This is a genomic window from Pseudomonas sp. WS 5021 (genome assembly GCF_012985535.1).
Lineage (GTDB): Bacteria > Pseudomonadota > Gammaproteobacteria > Pseudomonadales > Pseudomonadaceae > Aquipseudomonas.
The window spans coordinates 248,204-272,854 of record NZ_JAAQWP010000002.1; the positions used below are offsets into that span (position 1 = coordinate 248,204).

Annotated in this window: 23 protein-coding genes; 21 read left to right on the plus strand and 2 right to left on the minus strand. The window is 63.4% G+C overall.

The genetic code is table 11. From position 1 onward, the window contains the following. Positions 1 to 228: 228 nt before the first annotated feature. From HBO19_RS07465 to HBO19_RS07550, 18 genes are all read left to right on the plus strand, one after another. Positions 229 to 1,881 carry a lipoprotein UxpA gene (locus HBO19_RS07465; RefSeq protein WP_170057190.1) on the plus strand — a complete coding sequence of 551 codons (1,653 nt, stop codon included), beginning with the start codon at positions 229 to 231 and terminating at the stop codon, positions 1,879 to 1,881. After that, the gene (locus HBO19_RS07470; protein WP_170057191.1) at positions 1,854 to 2,297 is read left to right on the plus strand and encodes a pilus assembly protein PilZ; all 444 of its coding nucleotides are present in this window, start codon (positions 1,854 to 1,856) and stop codon (positions 2,295 to 2,297) included. The genes HBO19_RS07465 and HBO19_RS07470 overlap by 28 nt, the downstream gene beginning before the upstream one ends. A 13-nt stretch (positions 2,298 to 2,310) precedes the next feature. Continuing rightward, positions 2,311 to 4,254 carry a type II secretion system secretin GspD gene (gene gspD / locus HBO19_RS07475; RefSeq protein WP_169953303.1) on the plus strand — a complete coding sequence of 648 codons (1,944 nt, stop codon included), beginning with the start codon at positions 2,311 to 2,313 and terminating at the stop codon, positions 4,252 to 4,254. 5 nt (positions 4,255 to 4,259) lie between these two features. After that, on the plus strand, positions 4,260 to 5,708 hold the full coding sequence (locus HBO19_RS07480; RefSeq protein ID WP_169953306.1) for an ATPase, T2SS/T4P/T4SS family: 1,449 nt from the start codon (positions 4,260 to 4,262) through the stop codon (positions 5,706 to 5,708). Then, positions 5,708 to 6,910, plus strand: coding sequence for a type II secretion system inner membrane protein GspF (gspF, locus tag HBO19_RS07485; protein WP_169952997.1), 1,203 nt, complete (start codon positions 5,708 to 5,710; stop codon positions 6,908 to 6,910). The genes HBO19_RS07480 and gspF overlap by 1 nt, the downstream gene beginning before the upstream one ends. A 44-nt stretch (positions 6,911 to 6,954) precedes the next feature. Beyond that, positions 6,955 to 7,398 carry a type II secretion system major pseudopilin GspG gene (gene gspG / locus HBO19_RS07490; RefSeq protein WP_070994271.1) on the plus strand — a complete coding sequence of 148 codons (444 nt, stop codon included), beginning with the start codon at positions 6,955 to 6,957 and terminating at the stop codon, positions 7,396 to 7,398. 2 nt (positions 7,399 to 7,400) lie between these two features. After that, the gene (gspH, locus tag HBO19_RS07495) at positions 7,401 to 7,850 is read left to right on the plus strand and encodes a type II secretion system minor pseudopilin GspH (protein WP_169952998.1); all 450 of its coding nucleotides are present in this window, start codon (positions 7,401 to 7,403) and stop codon (positions 7,848 to 7,850) included. Beyond that, a complete protein-coding gene (locus tag HBO19_RS07500) occupies positions 7,847 to 8,212 on the plus strand; it encodes a type II secretion system protein (RefSeq protein WP_170057192.1) in 366 nt (121 codons plus the stop codon). The genes gspH and HBO19_RS07500 overlap by 4 nt, the downstream gene beginning before the upstream one ends. Then, on the plus strand, positions 8,209 to 8,799 hold the full coding sequence (locus tag HBO19_RS07505; RefSeq protein WP_169953002.1) for a prepilin-type N-terminal cleavage/methylation domain-containing protein: 591 nt from the start codon (positions 8,209 to 8,211) through the stop codon (positions 8,797 to 8,799). Before HBO19_RS07500 ends, HBO19_RS07505 begins: the two co-directional genes overlap by 4 nt. Positions 8,800 to 8,813: 14 nt before the next feature. Then, positions 8,814 to 9,923 (plus strand): type II secretion system protein GspL, encoded by a 1,110-nt coding sequence (locus HBO19_RS07510; RefSeq protein ID WP_170057193.1) that lies wholly within the window; start codon positions 8,814 to 8,816, stop codon positions 9,921 to 9,923. After that, positions 9,920 to 10,351 carry a type II secretion system protein GspM gene (gene gspM / locus HBO19_RS07515; RefSeq protein WP_169953005.1) on the plus strand — a complete coding sequence of 144 codons (432 nt, stop codon included), beginning with the start codon at positions 9,920 to 9,922 and terminating at the stop codon, positions 10,349 to 10,351. The genes HBO19_RS07510 and gspM overlap by 4 nt, the downstream gene beginning before the upstream one ends. Beyond that, positions 10,348 to 11,019 carry a type II secretion system protein N gene (gene gspN / locus HBO19_RS07520; RefSeq protein ID WP_170057194.1) on the plus strand — a complete coding sequence of 224 codons (672 nt, stop codon included), beginning with the start codon at positions 10,348 to 10,350 and terminating at the stop codon, positions 11,017 to 11,019. The genes gspM and gspN overlap by 4 nt, the downstream gene beginning before the upstream one ends. A gap of 46 nt (positions 11,020 to 11,065) precedes the next feature. Further along, on the plus strand, positions 11,066 to 11,284 hold the full coding sequence (locus HBO19_RS07525; protein WP_170057195.1) for a hypothetical protein: 219 nt from the start codon (positions 11,066 to 11,068) through the stop codon (positions 11,282 to 11,284). 4 nt (positions 11,285 to 11,288) lie between these two features. After that, complete coding sequence (locus HBO19_RS07530; protein WP_170057196.1) at positions 11,289 to 13,190, plus strand: acyl-CoA synthetase; 1,902 nt, start codon at positions 11,289 to 11,291, stop codon at positions 13,188 to 13,190. 126 nt (positions 13,191 to 13,316) lie between these two features. Beyond that, on the plus strand, positions 13,317 to 15,881 hold the full coding sequence (locus HBO19_RS07535) for an EAL domain-containing protein (protein ID WP_170041239.1): 2,565 nt from the start codon (positions 13,317 to 13,319) through the stop codon (positions 15,879 to 15,881). An 80-nt stretch (positions 15,882 to 15,961) separates the two neighbouring features. Beyond that, positions 15,962 to 16,903: a transcriptional regulator FeaR gene (gene feaR, locus HBO19_RS07540; protein ID WP_169953010.1), complete on the plus strand. Its 942-nt coding sequence runs from the start codon at positions 15,962 to 15,964 to the stop codon at positions 16,901 to 16,903. Positions 16,904 to 17,016: 113 nt separating this feature from the next. Further along, positions 17,017 to 19,116: a PQQ-dependent dehydrogenase, methanol/ethanol family gene (locus tag HBO19_RS07545; protein ID WP_170057197.1), complete on the plus strand. Its 2,100-nt coding sequence runs from the start codon at positions 17,017 to 17,019 to the stop codon at positions 19,114 to 19,116. An 86-nt stretch (positions 19,117 to 19,202) separates the two neighbouring features. Next, positions 19,203 to 20,048, plus strand: a complete 846-nt coding sequence (locus HBO19_RS07550; protein ID WP_169953013.1) for a transporter — start codon at positions 19,203 to 19,205, stop codon at positions 20,046 to 20,048. 10 nt (positions 20,049 to 20,058) lie between these two features. Here the strand turns inward: HBO19_RS07550 and HBO19_RS07555 are convergent, their stop codons facing one another. Then, the gene (locus HBO19_RS07555) at positions 20,059 to 20,394 is read right to left on the minus strand and encodes a helix-turn-helix domain-containing protein (protein WP_169953015.1); all 336 of its coding nucleotides are present in this window, start codon (positions 20,392 to 20,394) and stop codon (positions 20,059 to 20,061) included. A 57-nt stretch (positions 20,395 to 20,451) separates the two neighbouring features. Here HBO19_RS07555 and HBO19_RS07560 point away from each other — a divergent pair, with 57 nt between their 5' ends. Further along, positions 20,452 to 21,543 carry an NADH:flavin oxidoreductase/NADH oxidase gene (locus HBO19_RS07560; RefSeq protein WP_170057198.1) on the plus strand — a complete coding sequence of 364 codons (1,092 nt, stop codon included), beginning with the start codon at positions 20,452 to 20,454 and terminating at the stop codon, positions 21,541 to 21,543. A 105-nt stretch (positions 21,544 to 21,648) separates the two neighbouring features. Here the strand turns inward: HBO19_RS07560 and HBO19_RS07565 are convergent, their stop codons facing one another. Beyond that, positions 21,649 to 22,194: a hypothetical protein gene (locus HBO19_RS07565; RefSeq protein ID WP_170057199.1), complete on the minus strand. Its 546-nt coding sequence runs from the start codon at positions 22,192 to 22,194 to the stop codon at positions 21,649 to 21,651. Between the two features lie 281 nt (positions 22,195 to 22,475). Here HBO19_RS07565 and HBO19_RS07570 point away from each other — a divergent pair, with 281 nt between their 5' ends. Both HBO19_RS07570 and HBO19_RS07575 read left to right on the plus strand, forming a co-directional pair. After that, positions 22,476 to 23,645, plus strand: a complete 1,170-nt coding sequence (locus HBO19_RS07570; RefSeq protein WP_170041243.1) for a p-hydroxyphenylacetate 3-hydroxylase oxygenase component — start codon at positions 22,476 to 22,478, stop codon at positions 23,643 to 23,645. Positions 23,646 to 23,708: 63 nt separating this feature from the next. Then, positions 23,709 to 24,650 (plus strand): p-hydroxyphenylacetate 3-hydroxylase reductase component, encoded by a 942-nt coding sequence (locus HBO19_RS07575; RefSeq protein WP_170057200.1) that lies wholly within the window; start codon positions 23,709 to 23,711, stop codon positions 24,648 to 24,650. Position 24,651 lies beyond the last annotated feature (1 nt).

Below are 24,651 nucleotides of genomic sequence, written 5' to 3' on the forward strand. Positions count from 1 at the left end.
TCAGGTCCTTTGTAGATCACGATTTTTGAAAGGAGCCCGAACTCTAAGAGTCGAATGTGATGATTCGCGGTCGGTTTTGTTAAAAATGTATTTAAGTGTATTTCTTTTATTTCCTTTTGTTACAAGGGTGCATATTTCACTCCTGTTAAAAAACTGACATTAAACCGTCATTAATTGACCCCCACTATGCCGCCCTTAAAGCAGAGTTAGCCCTAGGGTGAGAGAACAATGGCTTCAATGGTGCGGCGCGATGTATTGGGATGGATGACGCTGGGGGCCTGTGCGCCGTGGCTGGCCGGCTGCTCTAGCCGGTGGGCTGCGGCGGGGCCTGCGGACAGCCAGCCGGTCGACCTGCTGTATATCGCCGACACCCTCGATGCACGCCTGCCGGGTCGCCCGGTGGTGCCCGCCACACGCCTGGGGCCGGCAACACGGATCGGCCAGGCGCCGTGGATCACCGGGGCCAATGCGCGTTTTCGCCAGGCTGACGGTAGCCAGTTGGATGGCCTGCTGGATGCCTCCTTAAGTGACGGTGTGCAAACCGGTGGCTACGCGGTACTCGGTGCCGTGTTGCAACGCCTGCGTGATGAGGCAGGGCCTGAGAATAGCCTGACCCTGGAAAACGGCCAGTGCTGGAACGGCAGCGGCCTGGCGTACCTGACCCGTGGCCTGTCCGGGGTCCAGGGCAGCCAATTGCTCGGCAGTGAAGTGCGGGTCAGCAGCGATGAACGCGTGCTGTGGCCCGAACAATGCCAGGGCCTGTATCAGCAATTCGGCCACCCGGTACTCGGCGCCGGGCTGGCCAGCGCCAGTGCGCAACGCCTGGCTACCCCAGGCATGCAGGTGTTCCGCCGGGGCGGCGTGCGCATCGCCGTAGTCGGCATCACCGACCCGTATGCGCGGGACCAGCAAGCCTCCTTGAAACAGTGGTTGCACAGCCTGCAACCGGTGCTTGCCCAGGCCCGTGAAGAAGCCGACCTGGTGGTGGCCCTGGCCGATGTCGGCACCGGGCCGGGGTTCTGGCTGGCCGAGCGCCTGGGCCAGGTGGACTTGATGTTGTGCGCCCGTGGCCAGGACCTGTGGCCGCAGCCGGTAGAAATCCTGCAAAGCTCCGGCAAGCGCGTACCGGTGGTGCTGGGCGGGACCCGGGCCAGCGGCGCCTTCCGCATCCGCTGCCAGGCGCAGGCGGGGCAATGGCGCTTCGATGCGCGCTTCTTTCCCGCCCAGGCCAGCGCGTTGGACGCTACCGCCCAGGCCCACGCCCAGCGCCTGCAACCACGCTTGCAACAACAGCGCGCCGCCCACGCCGCCTGGCTCGACCAACCCCTGGCCAAGGCCCCGGAAAATCTCTGGCGCCGCGATGTGCGCGCCGGCAGTTGGGATCGCCTGTTGCACCAGGCCCTGGCCCGCGAGCCCAAGAGCGCAGTGCTGCTGCCAGGCCTGCGCTACGACAGCCCCCTGGCCCGCGGCCAGATGATTACCCGCGAACACCTGATCAGCCTGAGTGCCAGTTACCCAGCGCCGGTCGTGGATGTCCCGGCGCAGCAGGTGCGCCAGGTCCTGGAAAACGGCGCCGAGCAACTGTTTGGCGAGCCACTGCTGCTGGATAACAGCCAGGACCTGCCGCGCTGGCTCGGCCAGCCCTGGCAGGTCACCTATAGCCCTGGCGGCAAGCGGGTCAGTGAGTTTGCCGAACCGCTCGGCACCTGCCGCACCTTTGGCCTGGGCTTTGCCGCCGATGCCGGGCAACCGCTGTGGCAACACCTCGAAGGCTGGTTGCGCGAGCAGCCGGCGGACTGGCAACTGGCGCCGTTGCAACTGCCAGATGTGCGCTATGTGCAGGGGCATCCGGGATGGCATCCACGGAGCCTGGTCAGTTGAGCCGTGGGGGCAACCTGTTGCTGGCAACACTGCTGGCCTGGCTCGCAGCGCAATGTGTGTTGCAACTGTGGCACGGCATCGCCCAGCCGGTCGTGCCTTCCGCGCCAGCGGCGCCGGTTGCCGACTTGTTGAGCAGCCACTGGACACCGCGCCAGGCACCCAGCGACGACCTGCCGTTGACCACGCTCAAGGTTGATTACCTGGGCAGCCTCAAGGCCACGCCGTTGCGTGCCACGGTCCTGGTGCTGCGCTATCAGCAACAAGAACGCACGCTGACCCTGGGTCAGCGCCTGGCCCCGGGCATCGTCTTGCAGGACATCGATGAACGCGGGCTGATTTTCGACAATCAAGGGCAGCGCGAGCGCTTGCCATGGCCGAATGAGCGACCGGTGATCGGCCTCAAGCGCAAGGAATGAACCGACGATGCACATGATCAATAAATGCCTGGGCCTGAGCGCACTGTGCCTGGCCTTGAGCGTGACCCCGGCCCACGCCGAAGAAGCGCCGGCCTTGTATGAAGTGAACTTCATCGACACCGAACTCACCGACTTCATCGACAGCGTATCGCGCATCACCAACACCACCTTCATCATCGACCCACGGGTCAAGGGCAAGGTCACGGTGCGCAGCCTGGATATGCTCGGCAGCGAGGCCATCTACGACATCTTCCTCGCCCAGTTGCGCGCCCAGGGTTTTGCTGCGGTCAACCTGCCCAATGGCAGCGTGAAGATTGTGCCGGACCAGGCCGCGCGCCTGGAGCCGGTACCGGTGGAGTCTGCGCGCCAGGCGGTGCAAGCCAACGATGGCATGGCCACCCGGGTATTCAGCGTGCGCAACGCCGCCAGTGAACAGATGCTCAATATCCTCAAGCCGCTGATTGACCCTCGGGTGGGAGTGATCAGCCCGTACCCGTCGGCCAACCTGTTGGTGATCACCGACTGGCGCAGCAACCTCGACCGTATCGACGCGCTGTTGCAGCAACTCGACCAGGTCAGCCAGGAACCCCTGGAAGTGCTGCCCCTGGTCAACGCCAGCGCTAACGACACCGCGCAATTGATGACCCGCCTGCTGGCCCGCGAGCAGGGCGCCGATGGCGCGCAGGTGGTTGCCGACCCGCGCAGCAATGCGTTGCTGGTGCGCGGCAGTGCCGACAGCCGCCAACGGGTGCGTGCGCTGCTCAAGCAATTGGATCAGCCGCAGACTGCCTTGCGTCCATCGAACACCGTGGTGATGTACCTGCGTCATGCCAATGCCGCCGAAGTGGTCAAGGTGTTGCGCGGCTTGAGCCAGGACACCCCAGGCGCCGGAGGCGAGGGCGTGCCCACGGAAGGCGCGCCCAAGCAGATGGCGGTCAGCGCCTCGGGGATTCGCATGGAGTCTGAGGAGGGCACCAACGCCGTGGTGATGGTCGGCCCGGACAGCGAAATTGCCGCCTACCGCACCATCGTCGAACAACTGGATATCCGCCGCGCCCAAGTGGTGGTGGAAGCAATCATCGCCGAAGTATCCGACACCCGCGCCCAGGAGCTGGGCGTGCAATGGCTGTTTTTGGGCGACTCCTTTGGCGGCGGCGCGGTGAACTTCACCAACGGCGGGACGAGCATCGCCGGCCTGGCGGGCGCCGCTGCCAGCGGCGACACCGCAGGCCTGGGCAAGCTGTTGGCCAATGTGCCCGGCGCCACCGCAGGCTTTGGCAAGCTCAACGGCGGCGGGCTGAACTTCCTCGCACTGCTCAATGCGCTGAAGAGCGAAAGTGGCTTCAACCTGCTCTCGACCCCGACCCTGCTGACTCTGGACAACGCCGAAGCATCGATCCTGGTCGGCCAGGAAGTACCGTTTGTGACGGGCTCGGTAACGCAGAACAACACCAACCCCTACCAGACCATCGAGCGCAAGGAAGTGGGGATCAAGCTGCGGATCAAGCCGCAGATCAATATCGACAACACCGTGCGCCTGGACATTGTGCAAGAGGTCTCGTCGATTGCCGACAGCACCGGCGCCAGCGATGTGATCACCAACAAGCGCGAGATCAAGACCAAGGTCATGGTCGAAGACAACGGCCTGGTGGTGCTCGGCGGGCTGATCGGCGACGAAGCCAAGAACAGTGACCAGCGTGTGCCGTGGCTCGGCGATATCCCTGGGGTCGGGCGGCTGTTTCGCTCCAACGCCAGCCAGCGCACCAAGCAGAACCTGATGGTGTTCATCCGCCCGCGGATCATGCGCGACGGCGAGACCCTGGCCCAATTGAGCAGCGAGAAATACCGCAACCTCAAGGCCAACTCGAACCTGGCATTGCCCGCGATCTCCGATAACAACGCCTTGCTGCGCCTGTTCCCGGCCAGCCGCGAGCGCCTCGACGAGGGCGTGTGGTGAGTACGTTGTTGCCCTATCGACTGGCGCGCCAGGCGGGCCTGGCACGGGCACCGGGCGCGCAGGGTTGGACCCTGTGCCTGCGCGAGGATGTCGACACCGACGCCTTGCAGGAAGTATTGCGCGTGCATGGCCTGCCGACGCTGGTCGAGCACCTCGACCCGGCGCAATACGAACTGCGCCTGGGGGCCTTGTACCAGGCCGGGGAGTCGGCCACGGCGGCGTTGATCGAGGGCATCGGCGAGCAGGTCGATCTCGACAGCCTGATCAACGAACTGCCACGGATCGAAGACCTGTTGGAGAGTGACAACGAAGCGCCGGTGATCCGCCTGATCAACGGCCTGTTCGCCGAAGGCCTGCGCTTGCGCGCCTCGGATATCCATATCGAGACCTTCGAGCAGAGCCTGGTGGTGCGCCTGCGGGTGGACGGCCATCTGCGCGAAATCCTGCGCCCGCCACGGGCCTTGTCGGCCATGTTGGTGTCGCGGATCAAGGTCATGGCGCGCCTGGATATCGCTGAGAAGCGCCAGCCCCAGGACGGGCGCATCACCTTGCGCTCCGGCGGGCGCGAGGTGGATATCCGGGTCTCGACCTTGCCTGGCATCCACGGCGAGCGCGTGGTAATGCGCGTACTGGACAAACAGGCCAACCTGCTGGACCTGAACAACCTGGGCATGCCCGCTGCCGTCGAGCAGGCCCTGCGCGCTTGCCTGTCGCGGCCCAACGGGATCTTGCTGAGCACCGGGCCCACCGGCTCGGGCAAGACCACCACGCTGTATGCCAGCCTCAATGCGCTGAACGACGGCTCGTGCAACATCCTCACCGTCGAAGACCCGGTGGAATACGCGATTACCGGCATCGGCCAGACCGCGATCAACCCGCGCGCCGGCATGACTTTCGCCAGCGGCCTGCGGGCGATCCTGCGCCAGGACCCGGACGTGATCATGCTCGGCGAAATCCGTGACCAGGAGACCGCACAGATCGCCGTGCAGGCCAGCCTTACCGGGCACCTGGTGCTGTCGACGCTGCACACCAACAGCGCGGTGGGCGCCGTCACGCGGTTGCGCGACATGGGCATCGAGCCCTTTTTGATCGCCTCCAGCCTCAAGGGCGTGATGGCCCAGCGTCTGGTGCGGCGCCTGTGCCATTGCGCAACGCCGGCGCCGTTGCAGGCCGCCGAGCGCCAGTTGTGGCCGGAGCTGGCGACGCTGGATCAGAGCTTTCACCCCCAGGGCTGCGACGACTGCCAGGGCAGTGGCTATCACGGGCGGATCGGCCTCTATGAATTCATCACCCTGGATGCCGGCTTGATCAGCCTGCTGTACGACGGCGCCAGCGAAGCGGCCATGCACGAATACCTCGCCGACAAGCGCCAGAGCCTGACCGCCATGGCCACCGAATGCCTGCGCCGTGGCGAAACCAGCCTGGAGCAGGTCCTGCGTGCGGTGCGCGACTGATGCCGACCTACCGCTACCAGGCGCTGGACCTGCGCGGCAATCGCCGCAAAGCCAGCATCCAGGCAGAAAGCGAGCGCCATGCCCGGCAACTGCTGCGCGAGCAGGGCCTGTTTGCCCGTGAGTTGCAGGTGCAGGGCGCAAGCCTGTCGAGCCCGCGCGGGCAACGCTTGAACCATGGACAGCTGTGCGAGTTGACCCGCCAGTTGGCCACGCTGTTGAGCGCTGGTATCCCCTTGGTGGATGCCTTGGCCACCCTGGAACGCCAGTTGGCGGAACCGGCGATTCGCAACCTGCTGGTGGCGGTGCGCGGCGCCCTGGGCGAAGGCTTGAGCCTGGCCCAGAGCCTGCGCCGCCAGGGTGGGCAGTTCAATACGCTGTATTGCGCACTGGTCGAGGCCGGCGAGCGCTCGGGCAAATTGGCGCCGGTGCTGGAGCGGTTGGCCGAGCACCTGGAACAGGTGCAGAAACAACGGCACAAGGCGCGCACGGCGTTGATCTACCCGGCGGTGTTGATCCTGGTGTCGCTGGCGGTGGTGATCGGCCTGATGACTTTTGTGGTGCCCAAGCTCACCGAGCAGTTCAGCCACACCGGGCAAAGCCTGCCGCTGATTACCCGGGTGCTGATCGGCGCCAGCGAGGGCCTGGTGATGCTCGGCCCGTGGTTGCTGGGGCTGGGCTTGCTGCTGGCGCTGGGCGCGCGGGTGTTGCTGCGCCAGGCGGTATGGCGTTTGCGTCGCGACAGCCTGGCGTTGCGCTTGCCACGCATTGGTGTGCTGCTGTCGGTGCTGGAAAGCGCGCGGGTCTCGCGCAGCCTGGCGATTCTGCTCGGCAGTGGCGTGCCGTTGCTCGAGTCCCTGGAGGTGGCCACCGCTACGGTCGGCAACCGGCAGATCCACCAGTCCCTGGTAGCGGTGCGTGAACAGGTCGAAGGCGGTGTGACCCTGTACCGCGCCCTCAGTGCCAGTGGGCATTTCCCGCCGATGCTACTGAACATGGTCGCCAGCGGCGAGGCCAGCGGCACCTTGCCCGACATGCTGGAGCGCGTCGCCGACAACCAGGAGCGTGGGTTTGCGCGCCAGGTCGACCTGCTGCTGGCGTTATTCGAACCCCTGATGATTCTGCTGATGGGCGCGGTGGTGCTGTTCATCGTGCTGGCGGTGCTGTTGCCGATCATGCAGCTCAATCAGGGCCTGAGCCTTTGAACAGACAACCTGAAAACGGAGAACATGAAATGGAAAAGCACGCCATGCCTGGCAATCGTGCGGTCAAGCGTCGCGAACGCGGCTTCACCCTGATGGAAATCATGGTGGTGATTTTTATCATCGGCCTGCTGATCGCGGTGGTCGCCCCCAGCGTGCTTGGCAGCCAGGACAAAGCCATGCGCCAGAAGGCCCTGGCCGACCTGGCGACCCTGGAGCAGGCACTGGACATGTACCGCCTCGACAACCTGCGGTTCCCCACCTCCGAGCAGGGTTTGCAGGCGCTGGTCAGCAAGCCGAGCCTGGAGCCCTTGCCGCGCAGTTGGCGTGCCGACGGCTACATCCGCCGCCTGCCCGAGGACCCATGGGGCAATGCCTATGGCTACCGCACGCCTGGGCAGCATGGGCGGGTGGATCTGTTCTCACTGGGAGCCGACGGCCAGCAAGGCGGCGAAGGCACCGATGCCGATATCGGTAACTGGGACCTCTAGGCATGCAGCGCAGTCGCGGGTTTTCGCTCCTGGAAATGTTGGTGGTGTTGTTGATCGTCGGCTTGTTCAGTGCCCTGGGGGTGGCCTATCTGGATGCCGGCCAGGCGCCGATGCGCCAGGCCCTGGCTCAACTGGCCAGCGAAGCGCGCAGCCAGGCCGCCCAGGCCCGGCATGCCGGGCAGTTGCTGGGCTTGCGCTGGAACGGTCGCAGCCCGGAGTTTGTGCGCTGGCAGGCCGGGCGCGCAGCGCCTGGGTGGCAGGTCCAAGCGTCGCGCGGCGCACCCTGGCCAGCCGGCTTGCAACCTGACTGGCCGGTGAGCCGCGAGCCCCAGGTGATGTTCACCCCGTCGGGGCTGGCCCGCCCGGTATCACTGACCTGGCGCTGGGCCGAGGGCCGCGAGCGCTGGCAATGGCAAGCAGACAACACCTTGCATATCGCGACCCTGCCATGAAGCGCCAGCGTGGTTTTACCTTGCTTGAAGTCATGGTCGCCCTGGGGATTGCCGCGTTGATGGCGGTGATGGTCAGCCAGCTGTTGCGCCAGCGCATCGCTACCCACCAGGCCGTGGCGCAACATCGCCTCGGCAGTTTGTGCGCACGGGAGCTGGAAACGCGGTTTGGCGTGGAGCAGTACTGGCCGCAGATCAATGCAGTGAGCGGCGAGTTGCGCCAGGGGCATGCCACCTGTCATTGGCAACTGACCCTGGGCAATACCGGGGTCAATCGCTTGCGCCGGGGTGAGTTGAGCTTATTTGCCGATCCCCAGCAGCGTCAGCCCCTGGGTCAGTTCAGCCTGTTCCTGGTGCGTCCATGAAGGCGGCGCAGCGCGGCTTGACCCTCATCGAGCTATTGGTGGCGATGGCCCTCACGGCGGTGGTCGGGGTGTTGCTGGCGGCCTTGGTCAATGGCTGGGTCAAAGTGCGTGAGCGTCTGGAGGAGCCGGGCAGCGAACCTCAGGTATTGGAGTTCTGCATGGCCCTGGAGCGCCGCTTCGACGCCCTGGTGTTGCGCCAGTTGTACGAGCAGCGCTTGCCCCTGGACCTGGCCTGGCTGGAGTGGCAGCCGAGCCTTGGGCAACTGCAGTGGGTGGCCCTGGGTGCCTGGCCGCCGGCAGAGGGCGCGTCGCGCGTGCAACGCCAGCGCCTGCTGTTCGATGCGCGCCAGCAGCGTTTGAACCTGTTGGTCTCGGCCGACCTGTACGCCGCCGACAAGCCGCGCTGGGAACTCAAGGCGTCATTGGCGCCGGTCGAGCGCGCCACATTCAGTTTTTACCAGGGCACGCGCTGGCTGGCCTTTCCTTCTACTGTTGCCGCCCAGCCCAATCGCGGCGTGCGGATCGAGTTCGAGCACCATGGAGCCCCTTATGTCTGTACTTTCGCCTTGCCCGATACCCAGCCATGAGCCGGAGCGCAGGCATGTTTGAGCGTCTGCGGGCCAAGCCACGGGAATGGTTGCTGGTGCGCCCGCCGGCCACCGCCGAGGGCCGTTGGCAGTGGTTGCACTACAGCGCGCAACAGGCTTGCGCAAGCGGCACCTGGCCGCCACCGTCCGCGCTGTTGCAACTGCCGGGCGCCTTGATTATTCCAGCGCTCGATTGCAGCCATTTCTGCCTGCCGGCGCCGCCGGGGCTCAAGCGTCACGAATGGCCGCAATTGTTTGAAGAATATGCGCAGCAGCCCGCCGAAGCGTTGCTGGTCAGTTGCCTGTCCCGCGAGGCCGGGCAGTTGGAGTTGTTGGTGATGCATCGCGAGCAGGTCCAGCAATGGCTGGCCGAGTGTGCTGCGCTGGGGCTGCACATCACCCATGGCTGGGCGGATTTGCAGTTGTTGCCGCCAGCAGAGCCAGGGCAGGTAGTGGAGTGGCGGCGCGAATCGGTGCGCTACCTCAAGGCGCATTCCCGGCAATGGTTGGTGTGGCCGCCGGTATTGGGTGAGCGCCTGCCCCAGGCCTGGCGCGACCTGCCTGGCGAGACCCAAGAGGGCGATTGGCCGTCACGCCTGGCGCGCCTGGAGCAGTTGCCCAGTGTGCTGGAAGGGACGCGGGGGCCGCGCACACGGGTGACTCGAGCGCCACTGATGAGCGGCGTACAGCGCCGCTTGCTGCTGGCTTGCGTGGCGCTGGCGGCGTGTTGGGGCGCGGTGTATCTGGTGCAGAGCCTGCGCCAGGTCGACGTTTGGAAAGCCCAGGTCCGGGCGCTGGCCGGGCCTGCCAACAACCCGCAACAGGCGCGCGTGGCGCTGGCGCGAGTGCAGGGCGAGGCGAGCGACTGGCAGGTGCGCCAGCAACAGATCGTCGCCCTGGAGCAGGCGCTCTCCGGCTGGCTGCAACAGCAGCCAGGCTGGTCGGTGTCGCGCATCGAGTTTGACGGCAGCCGTTGGCGCCTGGCCTTGCGCGGCAATGGCCCCCGGCCGCTGCCCGGCGAATGGCATGCCATGGCCCAGGCTGCCGGCGCGCAATGGACTGACGAGGCGCAAAGTGTCGCCGGTCAATTGCACCTGAGTTTTGATCTGGGAGAACAACCATGAAAGCCCGGATGCAGGAGTACCTGGCCCACTTCAACCAACTGCCGCCCAAGCGCCGCTATGGCCTGTTGGCTGGCTGGTCGACCGTCGTGCTGTTGCTGCTGGTGCTGTTGACCCGGCCGCTGCTGGCGGCCTGGCAGGATGCACGCCAGTGGCAGGCGTTGGCGCAACAGGCCGGCGCACTGGTACCGCCAGCGGCGTTTTCCAACGAACAGTGGCAGGCCCTGGCGGTGTCGCGCCAATGGGTGCTGACCCGCGTTGAACAGCAAGGCGATCGCTGGCAATTGCAAGGCGAGCTGCCGGGGCCCCAGGCCCTGCAACTGCTGCTGCGGACGGTGCAGGAGCAGGGTGGGCGACCCGTGCAGTGGAGCCTGGAGCAGGGTGGCGGCCAGGGCTATGCCTTCAGCCTGGAAGTGGCGGCGCGGCCATGAGTCGCGCGGTGATCCTGTGGGCGATTGTGGTGTTCAGCCTGACCGTGCTGCTGGAGCTGCCGGCTGCCTTCGTTGCCCGCCAGCTGCCCTGGCCGGCCGGCTGGCAGCCCAGCGGCGTCGTGGGCAGCCTGTGGACTGGCCGCGCAGCGCGCGTCGGTGCCCTGGCGCCGGTGGACTGGAAGATCCGTCCGTGGGCGGCGCAGGTGAACCTGGGCTTTGCGCAACGCATCTGGGAGCTGTCGATCCATGGCTGGCCGTGGAACTGGCAGGCGCAACTGGCCCCGCGTGCGGTCAGCGCCTTGCCGCCACCGATGTTCGTGCTGGACGGGCGTTGGGACGGGCGATTGCAGGTCAATGGCGCCGGAGCGGGTTGCCGTAACACCGACGGTGAATTGCTGGGGCACGACCTGGCGCTGTTGAGCCCGTGGCTGGTCAAGCTGGGCAATACCCGGATCGAGTTGCAGTGCAGGGATGGCCTGCGATTGCTGGCGGACCTGCAACTGGCGGCCGAGCACCATTTCAAGATCCAAGTCGACTCCCAGCGCGTGCAGGTGGACGGGCAGATTGAACCGGGGGCCGCCGTGACCCCGTTGCTGGTGCAGGCCCGCTGGCTGCAACCGGCTGCACAAAGCTTCAGCAAGGTGCTGGGTAAACCGTTAGTCCAGTAGGCGCCGTTTTGCCGGGACTCGAGCCGACCTTTGGCTACATCGCCACGTGGCCCAGGCGGTAGGGCGCCTGGTGCGGTTGGGCGTGCATGTCGAGGCCGACCCACTGGAGTTGTGCAAAACCGTGGTCTACGCTGGGGCCTTGGACTTGGCAGCGCAACTTTGCAGTGAGCAGAAGGGGTTGCTGGATCCGGGTCTGCTGCGTTTCACCGAGCAGTGCCAGCACACGACCCTGGCGCCCTTTGTAAAAAACACGGAAGAACATTAAACCCATGAACAGTCCTGTTTCCCTTGCCCGGTTGAGCGACATCCAAGCCTTCGAGCAACAATACCCGTTGGCCGAGCGCGACTTGCCTGGCAGTACCTATGAGTTGTTGCAGCGTGCCGCCGAACGCTTTGCCGATCTGCCAGCCTTGTGTTTTCTACCGACGGGCAGCATCGAGGATCAGCCCTGGCGCATCAGCTATGCCGAGCTTTTTGCCAAGGTCACACAAACCGCCAACGCCTTGCATCGTCTGGGCTTGCGCCCGGGCCAGGCGGTATCTTTCCTGCTGCCTAACCTGCCCCAGACGCACTTTGTGATTTGGGGTGCAGAGGCGGCGGGGATCGTCAATGCGATCAACCCGTTGCTTGAGCCTGAGCACATTGCAGAGCTGATCCGTGCTTCCAATACCTCGGTGCTGGTCACACTGGCACCGTTCCCCGGTACCGACCTATGGCAGAAAGTGGCGGCCCTGGCAGACTTTTTGCCACAGATGCCCACGATTGTGACGGTTGACCTCGCCAACCTGTTGCCGGAGCCGCAACGCAGCGCTGTAAGAGCCCAGCGGCCACCGATGCCCGCAGGCGTCCTGGACTTCGATGAACTGCTAGCCGCCGCCCCGGCCGATCACCTGGAAAGCGGGCGGGTTATCCAGCCGGACGACATCGCCTCCTACTTTCACACGGGCGGCACCACTGGCACCCCGAAACTGGCCCCCCACAGCCACTTCAACGAAGTGGCGATGGCCAAGATCATTGGCTTACATGGGCGCTATGTACCGGACGACGTGCTGCTATGCGGGTTACCGCTGTTTCACGTCAACGGGGTGATGGTCACCGGTCTCGCCGCATTCCATTACGGAGCCCAGGTGTTGCTGGCCGGGCCCCAGGGTTACCGTAACCCGGCCTTGATCAAGGACTTCTGGAAGCTGGTGGAGCGCTACCGGGTCAGCAGTTTCAGTGGGGTGCCCACCATCTATGCGGCACTGCTGCAGATCCCAAATGACGGTATCGACGTTTCCAGCCTGCGCTTTGCGCTCTGCGGTGCAGCGCCAATGCCGGTGGAACTGATCCGCCAGTTCGAAGCCCGCACGGGGCTGCGCATCATCGAAGGTTATGGCTTGACCGAAGGCACCTGCGCCACGGCCTGCAACCCTTATGAGGGCGAGCGGCGGCCCGGTTCCATTGGCCTGCGCCTGCCGTATTGCCAGGTCAAGATCGTGGTGCTCGACAGCGCCGGCAACTATTGGCGTGACGCCGCGACCGATGAGCCGGGGACCCTGTGCCTGCGCGGCCCGACGGTGTTCAAGGGCTATCTGCAAGCGGACAAGAACGCAGGTATCTGGCTGGATGGTGACTGGTTCAATACCGGCGACCTGGGGCGCATCGATGCCGATGGCTATATCTGGCTGACCGGTCGCAGCAAGGATCTGATTATTCGCGGTGGCCATAATATCGACCCGCAGATGATCGAAGAGGCGCTGCATCGCCATCCGTGCGTAGCGCTGGCCGCCGCAGTCGGCAAGCCGGATATCAGGGCCGGGGAACTGCCGGTGGTGTACGTGCAGCTCAAGGCTGGCGAGCACGCTAGCGAGGCCCAGTTGCTGGAGCACGCCACACAGCACATTCATGAACGTGCGGCGGTGCCCAAGAACATCTGGTTGGTGGAGCAGATTCCGCTGACCGCCGTGGGCAAGACCTTCAAGCCCGCTTTGCGCCTGGATGCGATCCGGCGGGTGTTCGAGGATGAGGTGTGGCAGGTCGCGGCGGCAAGCCGGGTGGAAGCCCACAGTGACGAGCGCCACGGGCAGCGCGTGGATATTCATGTACCAAACCTTAGCGCGATCCAGCGCGAGCAATTGGATCAGCGCCTGGGCGGGTTTGCCGTGCGTTATGTGGTGCATTGCGCATAGGGCGGTTTTCGGGCTGTTCGAAGCGCAAAAGTTGTCTATCGTCTATGGGCAGGCAGTCGCGCACCTGCGTGTGCGTCGTGTGGTTTTCGGTGCGGGTTGTTAGGGCGCCCTGGCGCCTGGAGCGCTATGGAAAAGCTCAACGTTGGCCCCAAGTCGTCGCTGGAAGGCAAGGTTTCCAATCTCTCTACCGCACGGGCTTATCTGCTCGCCTGTTCACTGCTGCTACTGGCCATGTTTTTGTTGGTCGGGGTGCTGCTGGTGTCCATTGCCGATCATCTGAATCAGGATGCCAGCGAGCACAGCCGGATCGATATCGAAAACGCCTTGCTGTCGGTTGAGCGCATCGCCGCCTCTACGGTCAAGGACTACGCGTTTTGGGGGGACGCCTACACACACCTGCATCAGCAGGTGGATGTGGATTGGGCGTTTGGGCGGCAAAACCTGGGTTCGACGCTGTTTGCCGACCTGGGTTTCGAGGGGGTGTTTGTTGTCGATCCCACGGGCCGCACGGTGTATTCGGTGGTTGACGGCCAGTTGCAGACCGTTGCCGTGCAGGATTGGCTGCACATACCCATCGAGCCCCTGCTGGCCCAGGCCCGGCAGGCTGCCGCCAACAGCCAGTCGGTGACCCGGCTGGTACAGGCCGACGGGACACCTGCGGTGTTGGCCGCCGCTGCGCTGACGCCGGGCACCGATCCGAGCGTGAAGGCCGATAGCGGCCCGGCCTCTGTGTTGATCTTCATTGCCAAGCTGGCGCCGCAACGCTTGGCCGCATTGGGCCAGGACTTTGGTGTGCAGGGTCTGCAGGTTGCCCCGGCTGGCAGGGTAGCGGCGGGCGCACCGAGCCTGAGCCTGCGGGACAACGCCGGCGTTGTGCAATGGACCTCGGACGACCCGGGGCACCAGTTGCTGGTGCTGGTCGTGCCGCTGGTCACGTTCGCCGGCCTGATCTTCGCCCTGATGGCCTGGGTTATCCAGCGCCGCAGCACCGCCGCCGCGCGGATCATGGACAGTAACTACGCCACCCTGCAAGCCAGTCGCGCGGCGCTGGTGGTCAGCGAGGAGCGCTTTCGCGATGTGGCCGAGGCGGCCTCCGACTGGATCTGGGAAGTGGATACCCACTTGCGGTTTACCTACCTGTCGGAGCGTTTCGACGTGATCACCGGCCTCAAAGGGGCCAACTGCCTGGGGACGGCGGCGGATGAGCTGCTGGCCTCGGATCAGGGCCTGTTGTCCAGCTGGTTCAAGGACCACGCCCATCGCCCGAATGCCATCGTGCAGTGCAACTACCTGTCGGGTGAAGGCGAGCCGCGTATCTGCCGGTTGTCGGTGCGCGAGATCCCCGGCCAGGGCTATCGGGGCACCGCCAGTGACATCACCGAAGAGGTCGAGGCCCGGCGGCGTATCGAGTACCTGTCGCAACACGATGCCTTGACGGGCCTGGCCAACCGTACGCGCATGCAGGAATTTCTCGAGGGCAAGCTCAAGGCGGTGCCGACCCTGGAAAGGCCGTTGGTGATGCTCAGTATCGACCTTGACCGCTTCAAGCCGGTCAATGACTTGCTGGGCCACGCCGCTGGCGATGAGGTGCTTAACCAGGTGTCCCGGCGCTTGCAGGGCTGCCTGCGCGGTGACGACCTGGTGGCGCGCATTGGGGGCGATGAATTTATGTTGGTGGTGGCGGGCATGAGCTCGCAGTTGGAGGTGGAAGGCCTCTGCCGGCGGCTGATCGACTGTATCGAGCTACCGTTTCATATCACCGAGCATGAAGTGTTTATCAGCGCCAGCATCGGCATTGCCATGGCGCCGGCGGATGCGACCCTGGCCGAAGAGCTGCTGCGCTACGCCGATATCGCGCTCTACGAAGCCAAGGAAAGCGGGCGCAATACCTGGCGTTTTTATGCGGGCGACATGAACGCACGCATTATCGAGCGGCGCCAGCTGGAAGCCGATCTGCGCCATGCGATCAAGAACGGCGAACTGCGCCTGGATTTCCAGCCGCGCTACCGTATCGAAGGCAAGCGCCTGGCCGGCGCCGAGGCCTTGGTGCGCTGGCAGCATCCGCGGCGCGGGCTGCTGGGCCCTGATGTGTTTATTCCTATCGCCGAAGAAACCGGGCTGATCCTGCCATTGAGCAACTGGGTGCTTCACGCGGCCTGCCAGGCAGCCGCTGGCTGGCCTGACGATGTGATGATCTCGGTCAACCTGTCCTCCACCGAGTTCCAGCGCGGGCACTTGGTGGCGCGGGTCAAGGCGGTGCTGATGGAGACGGGCTTGAACCCGGCGCGACTGGAGTTGGAGTTGACCGAAAGTGTGATGCTCAACGACGAAAAGGTCGCCTTGAGCACCATGCAAGGCCTCAAGGCCCTAGGTGTGCGCCTGCTGATGGACGACTTTGGCACCGGCTATTCGTCGTTGAGTTATCTGCGTTCATTCCCCTTCGACGGGCTGAAGATCGACCGCAGCTTTGTTGGTGGCCTGACCGCCAGCGGTGGCGATCAATCGATCATCCAGGCGATTGTCGGCCTGGGCCGCGCGCTCTCGCTGACGGTGACCGCCGAAGGCGTGGAAACCATCGACCAGCTCAAGGCACTGAAGGATGTGCAGTGCGATGAGGCGCAGGGTTTTTACCTCAGCGTGCCGGTGAATGCCCAGGCAATCAGTGCGTTGATCACCGGCCGCACTGACTAGCAGCCCCTTGCCCTGCTTGCACTGACCGCATATAGATAATATGTTAACAATATAACTATAAACGGTCTGTGGGAGGGGGTATGCCTGCCTTGTTGAACCCTTGCGTTGAGTTCGCCAACTGGAATCGTGACTTGCGTGCGGTATGCGGCAATTTCAGCACCGCACGTTCAGATCGACACAGTCTGTTCATTGGCAGCGTCCACGGCCAGGACGTGTGTGGCCTGGAGTTGGCACATATCCGCACCAATGCCGGGCTGATCAGCCGCCAGCACACCCACGGCGATGGGGACGATGACCGCCACTGTTTTCTGATCCTGCAGGGCAGCGGCCATCAGCGCATCCGCCAGCAGCACCGGGTAATCGATCTGGGGCCGGACGATATCGCCCTGGTGGACTCGGCCCAGGCCTTCGAGATCGAGCCCCAGGGGCTGGTGCAAAATACCTCGGTGCATCTGTCGCGCGCCGAGGTCGCCCGGCAATTCGGCCAGCAGCGGCTGTTTGGCAAGCTGGCGCGCAATAGCGTCGCCACCCATACGATTCGTGCACTGGTGCGCTCCCTGGAGGACGCGCAACTGAGTGAAGGTTATGGCGGCGAGAACGATGGCTCGGCCGTAGAGCAGGCCTTGATCGGCCTGGCGGCTGCCGGCCTGGACGAGCGCGCCGAGGGCCAGCCGGGCTTTGCCTGCGTGGGCCATAACGATATTTATGGCCTGGCCACGCGCCTGGTGGAAGCCTCCCTGCAAGAGACCGACCTTGGCCCCGAATACCTGGCGCGGCACCTGAATGTCTCGGTGCGCCAGCTTTACCGGTTGTTCGAGCAGCGCCATGAAAGTATTGCGCGCTACATCCAGCAACGCCGCCTGGAGCGGGTGGCACAGGACCTGCGCGCCCGCGATTTGCGGCATGAGTCGATCACCCAGATCGCCTTCAAGTGGGGGTTTGTCGACGCCGCGCATTTCAGTCGGGCGTTCAAGCGGCATTTCCAACATGCGCCCCGGGACTTTCGCCAGCAGCCGGCATAGGCAGCGCCTTGGCAGGGAATGCCAAGGGCTTTGGCAGCCTCAGTCAAGTGGGCGGGCGTGGCAGGCCCTCTAATAGAGTGGCCAGATCCGATTAATGTTGGAGAACAATAACAATGAAAATACGCAGCCTGCGCCTAGGCATGCCTTTGCTGGCGACCGCATTCGCCACCCTGGCCCTGGCCGGCCCGGCCCAGGTCGATGGGCCGCGCATCATCGCCGCCGACCGTGAGCCTGGTAACTGGATGAGCCACGGCCGCACCTACGATGAGCAACGCTACAGCCCGTTGGACCGCGTGAATGCCGGTAATGTCGGGCAGTTGGGCATGGCCTGGACCACCAAGCTGGATATCGACAGCGGCACCGAGGCCACGCCGCTGGTGGTCGACGGGGTGATGTACACCACGGGGGCCTTCAGCATCGTTTATGCGATCAATGCCGCCACCGGCGAGTTGCTGTGGAAGTACGATCCGAAAGTACCCGCCGAAAACCTCAGCCAAGGCTGCTGCGGCCCGGTCAATCGCGGCGTGGCAGTGTGGCAGGGCAAGGTCTATGTGGGCAGTTTCGATGGGCGCCTGATTGCGCTGGATGCGGGCACTGGCCAGCCGGCGTGGAGCGTCGACACCATCATCGATCGCAGCAAAAGCTACTCCATCACCGGCGCGCCGCGCATCGTCAAGGGCAAGGTATTGATCGGCAACGGCGGCGCCGAATTCGGTGTGCGCGGCTACGTCACCGCCTACGACGCCGATACCGGCAAGCAAGTGTGGCGCTTCTACACTGTGCCGGGCGACCCCAAGCTGCCAGCAGAAAATGCGGCGATGGCCAAGGCCATGAGCACCTGGGATGGCGACGGTTGGGTCAAGTGGGGCGGTGGTGGCACAGTCTGGGACTCGATGGCCTACGACCCGCAACTGGACCTGCTCTACGTGGGGACTGGCAATGGCTCGCCGTGGAACTATCGGTTTCGCAGCAATGGCAAGGGCGACAACCTGTATGTGTCGTCGATCCTGGCGCTGCGCCCGGATACCGGCGAGTACGTCTGGCACTATCAGGTCACCCCGCAGGACCAGTGGGACTTTACCGCGACCCAGCACATGATCCTCGCCGATATCCAGATTGAGGGCAGCGTGCGCAAGGTGATCATGCAGGCGCCGAAAAACGGCTTCTTCTATGTCCTGGATCGCACCAATGGCAAACTGCTGTCGGCGAAGAACTTCGTGCCCGTGAATTGGGCCAGTGGCATCGACCTGCAAACCGGGCGGCCGATCCTTACCGGCGCAGCGGACTATTCCAAGGAGCCGAAGGTGGTGCAGCCGAGTTTCCTCGGCGGGCACAATTGGCATCCCATGTCCTACAGTCCGAAGACCGGCTACGTGTACATTCCGGCGCAGTACACCCTGGCCGAATTGAAGGCGGCCAAGGCCCCGCAGTTCTTGCCGAATAAATCGGTGGTCAACTTTGGCCTGGATGTGCCGGACCTGCCGGAAGACCCGAAAGCCCTCAACCAGATCCGTGATGCCTGGAGCGGTGAGCTGATCGCCTGGGATCCGGTCAAGCAAGAAGCTGCCTGGAAGCAACCCTACGTCAGCGCCGGCAACGGCGGCACCCTCGCCACGGCTGGCAACCTGGTGTTCCAGGGCACGGCCGATGGGCGGGTGGTGGCCTACCGCGCCGATACCGGCAAGCCACTGTGGGAGCACCGGGCCAACTCCGGCGTGATGGCGGGGCCGGTTACCTATACGGTCAACGGCGAGCAGTACGTGGCGTTTTCCGTGGGTTGGGGCGGGATCCTGCCGCTGTTGACCGGCCCGCTGACCAACAAGGGCAAGGTGCGGGCCGAGTCGCGGGTGATTGCCTTCAAACTGGGTGCCACAGGCCAGCTGCCACCGCCCAAGGCCGCGCCAGTGCTGCCGACTACCCGCCAGGTACTCACGGCGACACCGGCGCAACTGGCCCAGGCCCGTGACATGTTCAACGGCCTGTGCGCCGGCTGCCATGGCCTGAACGCGATCAGCGGCGGGGTGGTGCCAGACCTGCGCTACCTGGATGACAACAAGCATGCGGCATTTCCAGCCTTTGTCAGCGGCGCGTTGATCAATAAAGGCATGCCGAACTTCTCCGACATTTTGCAGCGCGAAGACATGGAGTTGCTGCGCCAATACCTGGTCAAGCGTACCCAGGATCTGCAGGCCGATCTCAGCGCCGTTCACTGATCCCGTTTATCTCATGTGTGCCAGGCGACGCCTTTGGGCGGCGCCATGGCCGAGTGTTGCCTCCAATAACAATAACGGTACTTGCCATGAAAACACTTAGCATCCTGACCCTGCTCTTGAGCCTGGTTCCCTTGGCCCATGCCGACGTCAAGCCGGACCCCGGCGACTACACGGCCTTGCCCCAAGGCACCGATGTGGTGGTGCTGTACCAGCAGAACCCGCGGGGTGACAAGGTTTACTCCGGCGGCAAGAAAGTCGCCGACAACCTTGACCTGGACATGACCGTGGGCGTGTTGCGCCTGATCCACTTCACCGAGTTCTTCAACACCGGCCTGACCTGGGACCCGCAGATCGTCATTCCCTTCGGCTACCAGAAGATCGGCGCCAGCGACAGTAAGAACTCGGGGTTGGGCGACATCACGTTTGGCGGCACGGTGTGGACCATTGCGGACCTGGCCAATAACGAACACCTGGGTTGGTCGGCGTTTGTCACCGCGCCCACGGGCAGCGACAAGAACCAGGGATTTGCCCTGAGCAGCAACCGTTGGGCCCTGGATTTCCAGGTGGGCTACATCAAGGGGCTGACCGACAAAATCACCTGGGATGTGATTGCCGAGACCGAGTTCTACGGCGAGCAGCGCGCCACCGATGCCAAGAAGGACCCGCTGCTGCAACTGCACAACCACCTGCGCTACAACTTCACCCCCGAGACATATGCGGCTGTGTCCTATCGCCACAATTGGGGCGCACGCGAGACGCTGGACCATCAAACCCTGGCCACCAGCCGCAGCAATGGCACGCTGGGCTTTACCGTGGCCACGATGTTGGGCAAGCAAGTACAGGTATTAGGGCAACTGATGCATGACACATCGGTGCGCGAAGGGGTGAAGATCGATAATTCGCTGCAGTTTCGCCTGGCGTATTTCTACTGACACCGGGGCCTTATTGTTGGGAGAGGATGCTCTCAAGCAACCCTGGAAATCGCTCAGCCAACACATCGGCCCGCAACGAGTTCATATGGGTGGTGCCCACGCTGCGCGTATGCACCAGACCGGCGTCACGCAAAACCCGGAAGTGGTGAGACATGCTGGACTTCGGCCGCCCGCCGTCCAGCTCGCCGCAACTGGCTTCTTCCACCCCGGCCAGGCAGCGCACGATGTCCAGGCGCACAGGGTCACTCAACGCGTAGAGCAGGCGTTCAAGGGTCAGGTCTTCGGGGGAGGGGTGTTTAAAGGCTCGCATGAAGCGAATGATAACAGGGCTGGCATTGATTACCATAGTTCGATTAAGATCGAACTATCGAATCAAACGTTACTTTCGTTTCAGGAGTTTTTCATGTCTGCATTATTCGAACCCTTCACGCTCAAAGACGTTACCTTGCGCAATCGCATCGCCATTCCGCCAATGTGCCAATACATGGCCGAAGACGGCCTGGTCAACGACTGGCATCACGTCCACCTTGCCGGTTTGGCCCGGGGCGGCGCCGGCCTGGTGGTGGTCGAGGCGACCGCCGTGGCCCCTGAAGGTCGGATCACTCCAGGTTGCGCGGGGATCTGGAGCGATGCCCATGCCCAAGCCTTTGTGCCCATGGTGCAAGCGATCAAGGCGGCAGGCTCGGTGCCCGGCATCCAGATCGCCCACGCCGGGCGCAAGGCCAGCGCCAACCGCCCATGGGAAGGTGACGACCATATCCCCGCAGACGACGCCCGTGGCTGGCAAACCCTGGCACCTTCGGCCATCGCGTTTGGTGCCAACCTGCCGAAAGTCCCCCAGGCCATGACCCTGGAAGACATCGCCCGGGTACAGCAAGACTTCGTCGATGCCGCACGCCGTGCCCGTGACGCTGGCTTTGAGTGGATCGAACTGCATTTCGCCCACGGTTACCTGGGCCAGAGCTTCTTTTCCGAGCACTCCAACCAGCGCACCGATGCCTACGGCGGCAGCCTCGACAACCGCAGCCGCTTCATGCTGGAAACCCTGGCGGCCGTGCGTGCAGTCTGGCCGGAAAACCTGCCGTTGACCGCGCGTTTCGGGGTTATCGAATATGACGGGCGCGACGAACAGACCCTGGAAGAATCCATTCAATTGGCCCGTCGTTTCAAAGATGGCGGCCTGGATCTGTTGAGCGTCAGCGTTGGCTTCACCATCCCCGACACCAATATCCCCTGGGGCCCGGCGTTCATGGGCCCAATCGCCGAGCGCGTGCGCCGCGAAGCCGGTCTGCCGGTCACCTCGGCGTGGGGTTTTGGTACGCCGCAGTTGGCCGAAGGAGCGCTACAGGCTGGACATCTGGACCTGGTCTCCGTGGGCCGTGCGCACCTGGCCGACCCACACTGGGCGTACTTTGCCGCCAAGGAACTGGGGGTGGACAAGGCCTCCTGGACCCTGCCGGCGCCTTACGCGCATTGGCTTGAGCGCTATCGCTAAGCTGTAGGAGCTGGCTTGCCGGCGATGGTCGTCAACGATATCACTGGGCACCAGGATGAATGCGGTGCCTGGTTTTTTTCGCCGGCAAGCCAGCTCCTACAATAACTACGGTTTCAAATTTCGCATTGACGCGAAGGATGTCGCTAGCCGGCGGTAAATCAGATCATCGTCCAGATCGATATCTCCATCGCCGTCGGCATCTTTTCGACTTGTGGCGATAATGCTGCGGTAACTCCAATATTGATCTGGATTTGCCGCGGTCACCGTAAAGTCAGGCCGGGTAAGGTCTCGGTTGCCTTTATTAAAGTGCATGATGTTGACATCTTTTACATTGCTGCCATCAAAGGCAATCAAGATACGGTCAAACAGTCGCTTGCCCTCATGGAATGGGCTCAATGTGACCATCTGCGTTACAAAATTGGCGGCATTTATGTAATAGCTTCTATCCTCGTCGTCATGTTTTCCGTCGCCATCTGCATCATTGGTCCCGCCAACCGCGTCGTACTTCCAGTTGTCATTACTCGAATAGATCACTACGCGGGCATTGGGGGCATCCAAGTTATAATTGCCTTCGTCATAGCGAGACATTACAACTTCAGGGTTGCCAGCACCGTCCATATCTCTGAATTCATAAAGTTGTTTGTGGTTCATCTCAGCACCCAATCTTTTAAGTAACTGTCGATGCCAAGCTAAGGCTGGTGTGCCTTAAACGTCTACTGTCATATTTCACAGGTGTCTGCTTATCCAGTGACCTTTCATGACGGCCATGAAAAGTACAATCTTCCATCCGGAACGTGCATTTTGCGCTGCGACCAAGCGCCACATACTGGTCGCGTCGTTACGAACGTTCCCGGTTGTTTTAAGCCTCCTGTCCCGTGAGCGGGGTGCAGGCTGGCCAGGAATGGGCATATCCAATAATAAAGAGAGCACCCATGAAAAAGCCAAATCCTCTGTTGGAAGACCTCAAGTCGGTCTTGCCCACCATTGCTGCCAATGCCTTCACCGCCGAGCATGATCGGAGCGTGCCTGCCGAGAACATCGCGTTGCTCAAGGGGATCGGCATGCATCGCGCGTTTTTGCCAAAAAAATACGGTGGCATGGAAATTTCACTGCCGCAGTTTGCCCAGTGCATCGCGCTGTTGGCCGGCGCTTGCGCGAGCACCGCGTGGGCGATGAGCTTGCTGTGTACTCACAGCCATCAGATGGCAATGTTTGCGGCAAAGTTGCAGGACGAGGTCTGGGGCACAGACCCCGACGCAACCGCCAGCAGCAGTATCGCGCCGTTCGGTCGTACCGAAGAAGTGCAAGGTGGCGTGACCTTCAGCGGCGAGATGGGCTGGAGTTCGGGGTGTGACCATGCCGAGTGGGCGATCATGGGCTTTCGTCGCAAAAATGCCCAAGGCACCCAGGATTATTGCTTCGCCGTGCTGCCGCGCAGTGACTACACGATTCGTGACGACTGGTTTGCCGTGGGCATGCGTGGCAGCGGCAGCAAGACCTTGATCGTCGACCAGGCCTTCGTCCCCGAGCACCGTATCCAGAAGGCCAGGGACATGATGGAAGGCCAGTCGGCCGGCTTTGGCCTGTACCCCGACAGCAGGATTTTCTTCGCCCCGTACCGTCCGTATTTTGCCAGCGGCTTCTCTACCGTCAGCCTGGGGATCGCCGAGCGCATGCTCGAGGTGTTCCGCGAAAAAACCAAAAACCGTGTGCGTGCCTACACGGGTGCGGCGGTCGGCGCAGCGACCCCTGCACTGATGCGCCTGGCCGAGTCTACCCACCAGGTGGCCGCTGCCCGGGCGTTGCTGGAAAAGAGCTGGGAGGAGATCGCCGAGCACAGCGAACGCCACGAGTACCCCAGTCGCGGCACCCTGGCGTTCTGGCGGACCAACCAGGGCTACGCCACCAAAATGTGCATCCAGGCGGTGGACCGGTTGATGGAGGCGGCAGGCGGTGGCGCCTGGTTTGAATCCAACGAGTTGCAACGGCTGTTCCGCGACGCTCATCTCACCGGGGCGCATGCCTATACCGACTACGACGTTTGCGCACAGATCCTGGGGCGTGAACTGATGGGCCTGGAGCCGGACCCGGCAATGGTCTGACCGACCACTCTTTACCTATAAGAACAATCAGGGCAGGGCCATCGGCCTGCCCGGGAGTCTTGCATGTCTATTGAAAATCCAAGCAGCGCATTCGATACCCGCGCGTTTCGCCGCGCCCTGGGCAATTTCGCCACCGGTGTCACGGTGGTTACGGCGGCTGATGCCAGCGGGCGCAAAGTCGGTGTGACCGCCAACAGCTTCAACTCGGTGTCCCTGGACCCGCCGCTGATCCTGTGGAGCATCGATAAACGCTCGACCAGCCACGAAGTGTTCGAGACGGCCAGCCACTTTGCGGTGAACGTGCTGGCCGCCGATCAGATCGACTTGTCCAACAACTTCGCCCGGCCCAAGGAGGATCGCTTTGCCGAAGTCGAGTACCAGGCCGGCGAGGGCGGGGCGCCGATTCTGGCTGACTGCTCGGCACGCTTTGAGTGTGAGAAGTTCCAGCAGGTAGACGGGGGTGACCACTGGATCATGATTGGCAAAGTGGTCGCGTTCGACGACTGTGGTCGCTCGCCCCTGCTGTATCACCAGGGCGCCTATTCCATGGTGCTGCCGCACACCCGCATGACCAAGCGCGAGGAAGGCCAGGCACCGAGCAGTCATTTCCAGGGCCGCCTGAGCCATAACCTTTACTACCTGATGACCCAGGCGCTGCGGGCCTATCAGGCCAGCTACCAACCGCGCCAACTGAGCACCGGCCTGCGCACCAGTGAGGCGCGGATGCTGATGGTGCTGGAGAACGACGCTGGCCCGAGCCTGGCCCAGTTGCAGCGCGAAGTGGCAATGCCGGCACGCGAGATCGAAGAGGCGGTGAACAACCTCAAGCGCAAGGCTTTGGTACGCGACGATCAGGAGCGGGTCAAACTCACCCCCAAGGGCATCGACGAAACCGAGTCGCTGTGGACCATCGCCCGCGAGCAGCAGGACCAGGTCTTCAGCCAATTCAGCGATGAGCAGTTGGAGACCTTCAAGACGGTGCTCAAGGCGGTGATCCAGCACTGAT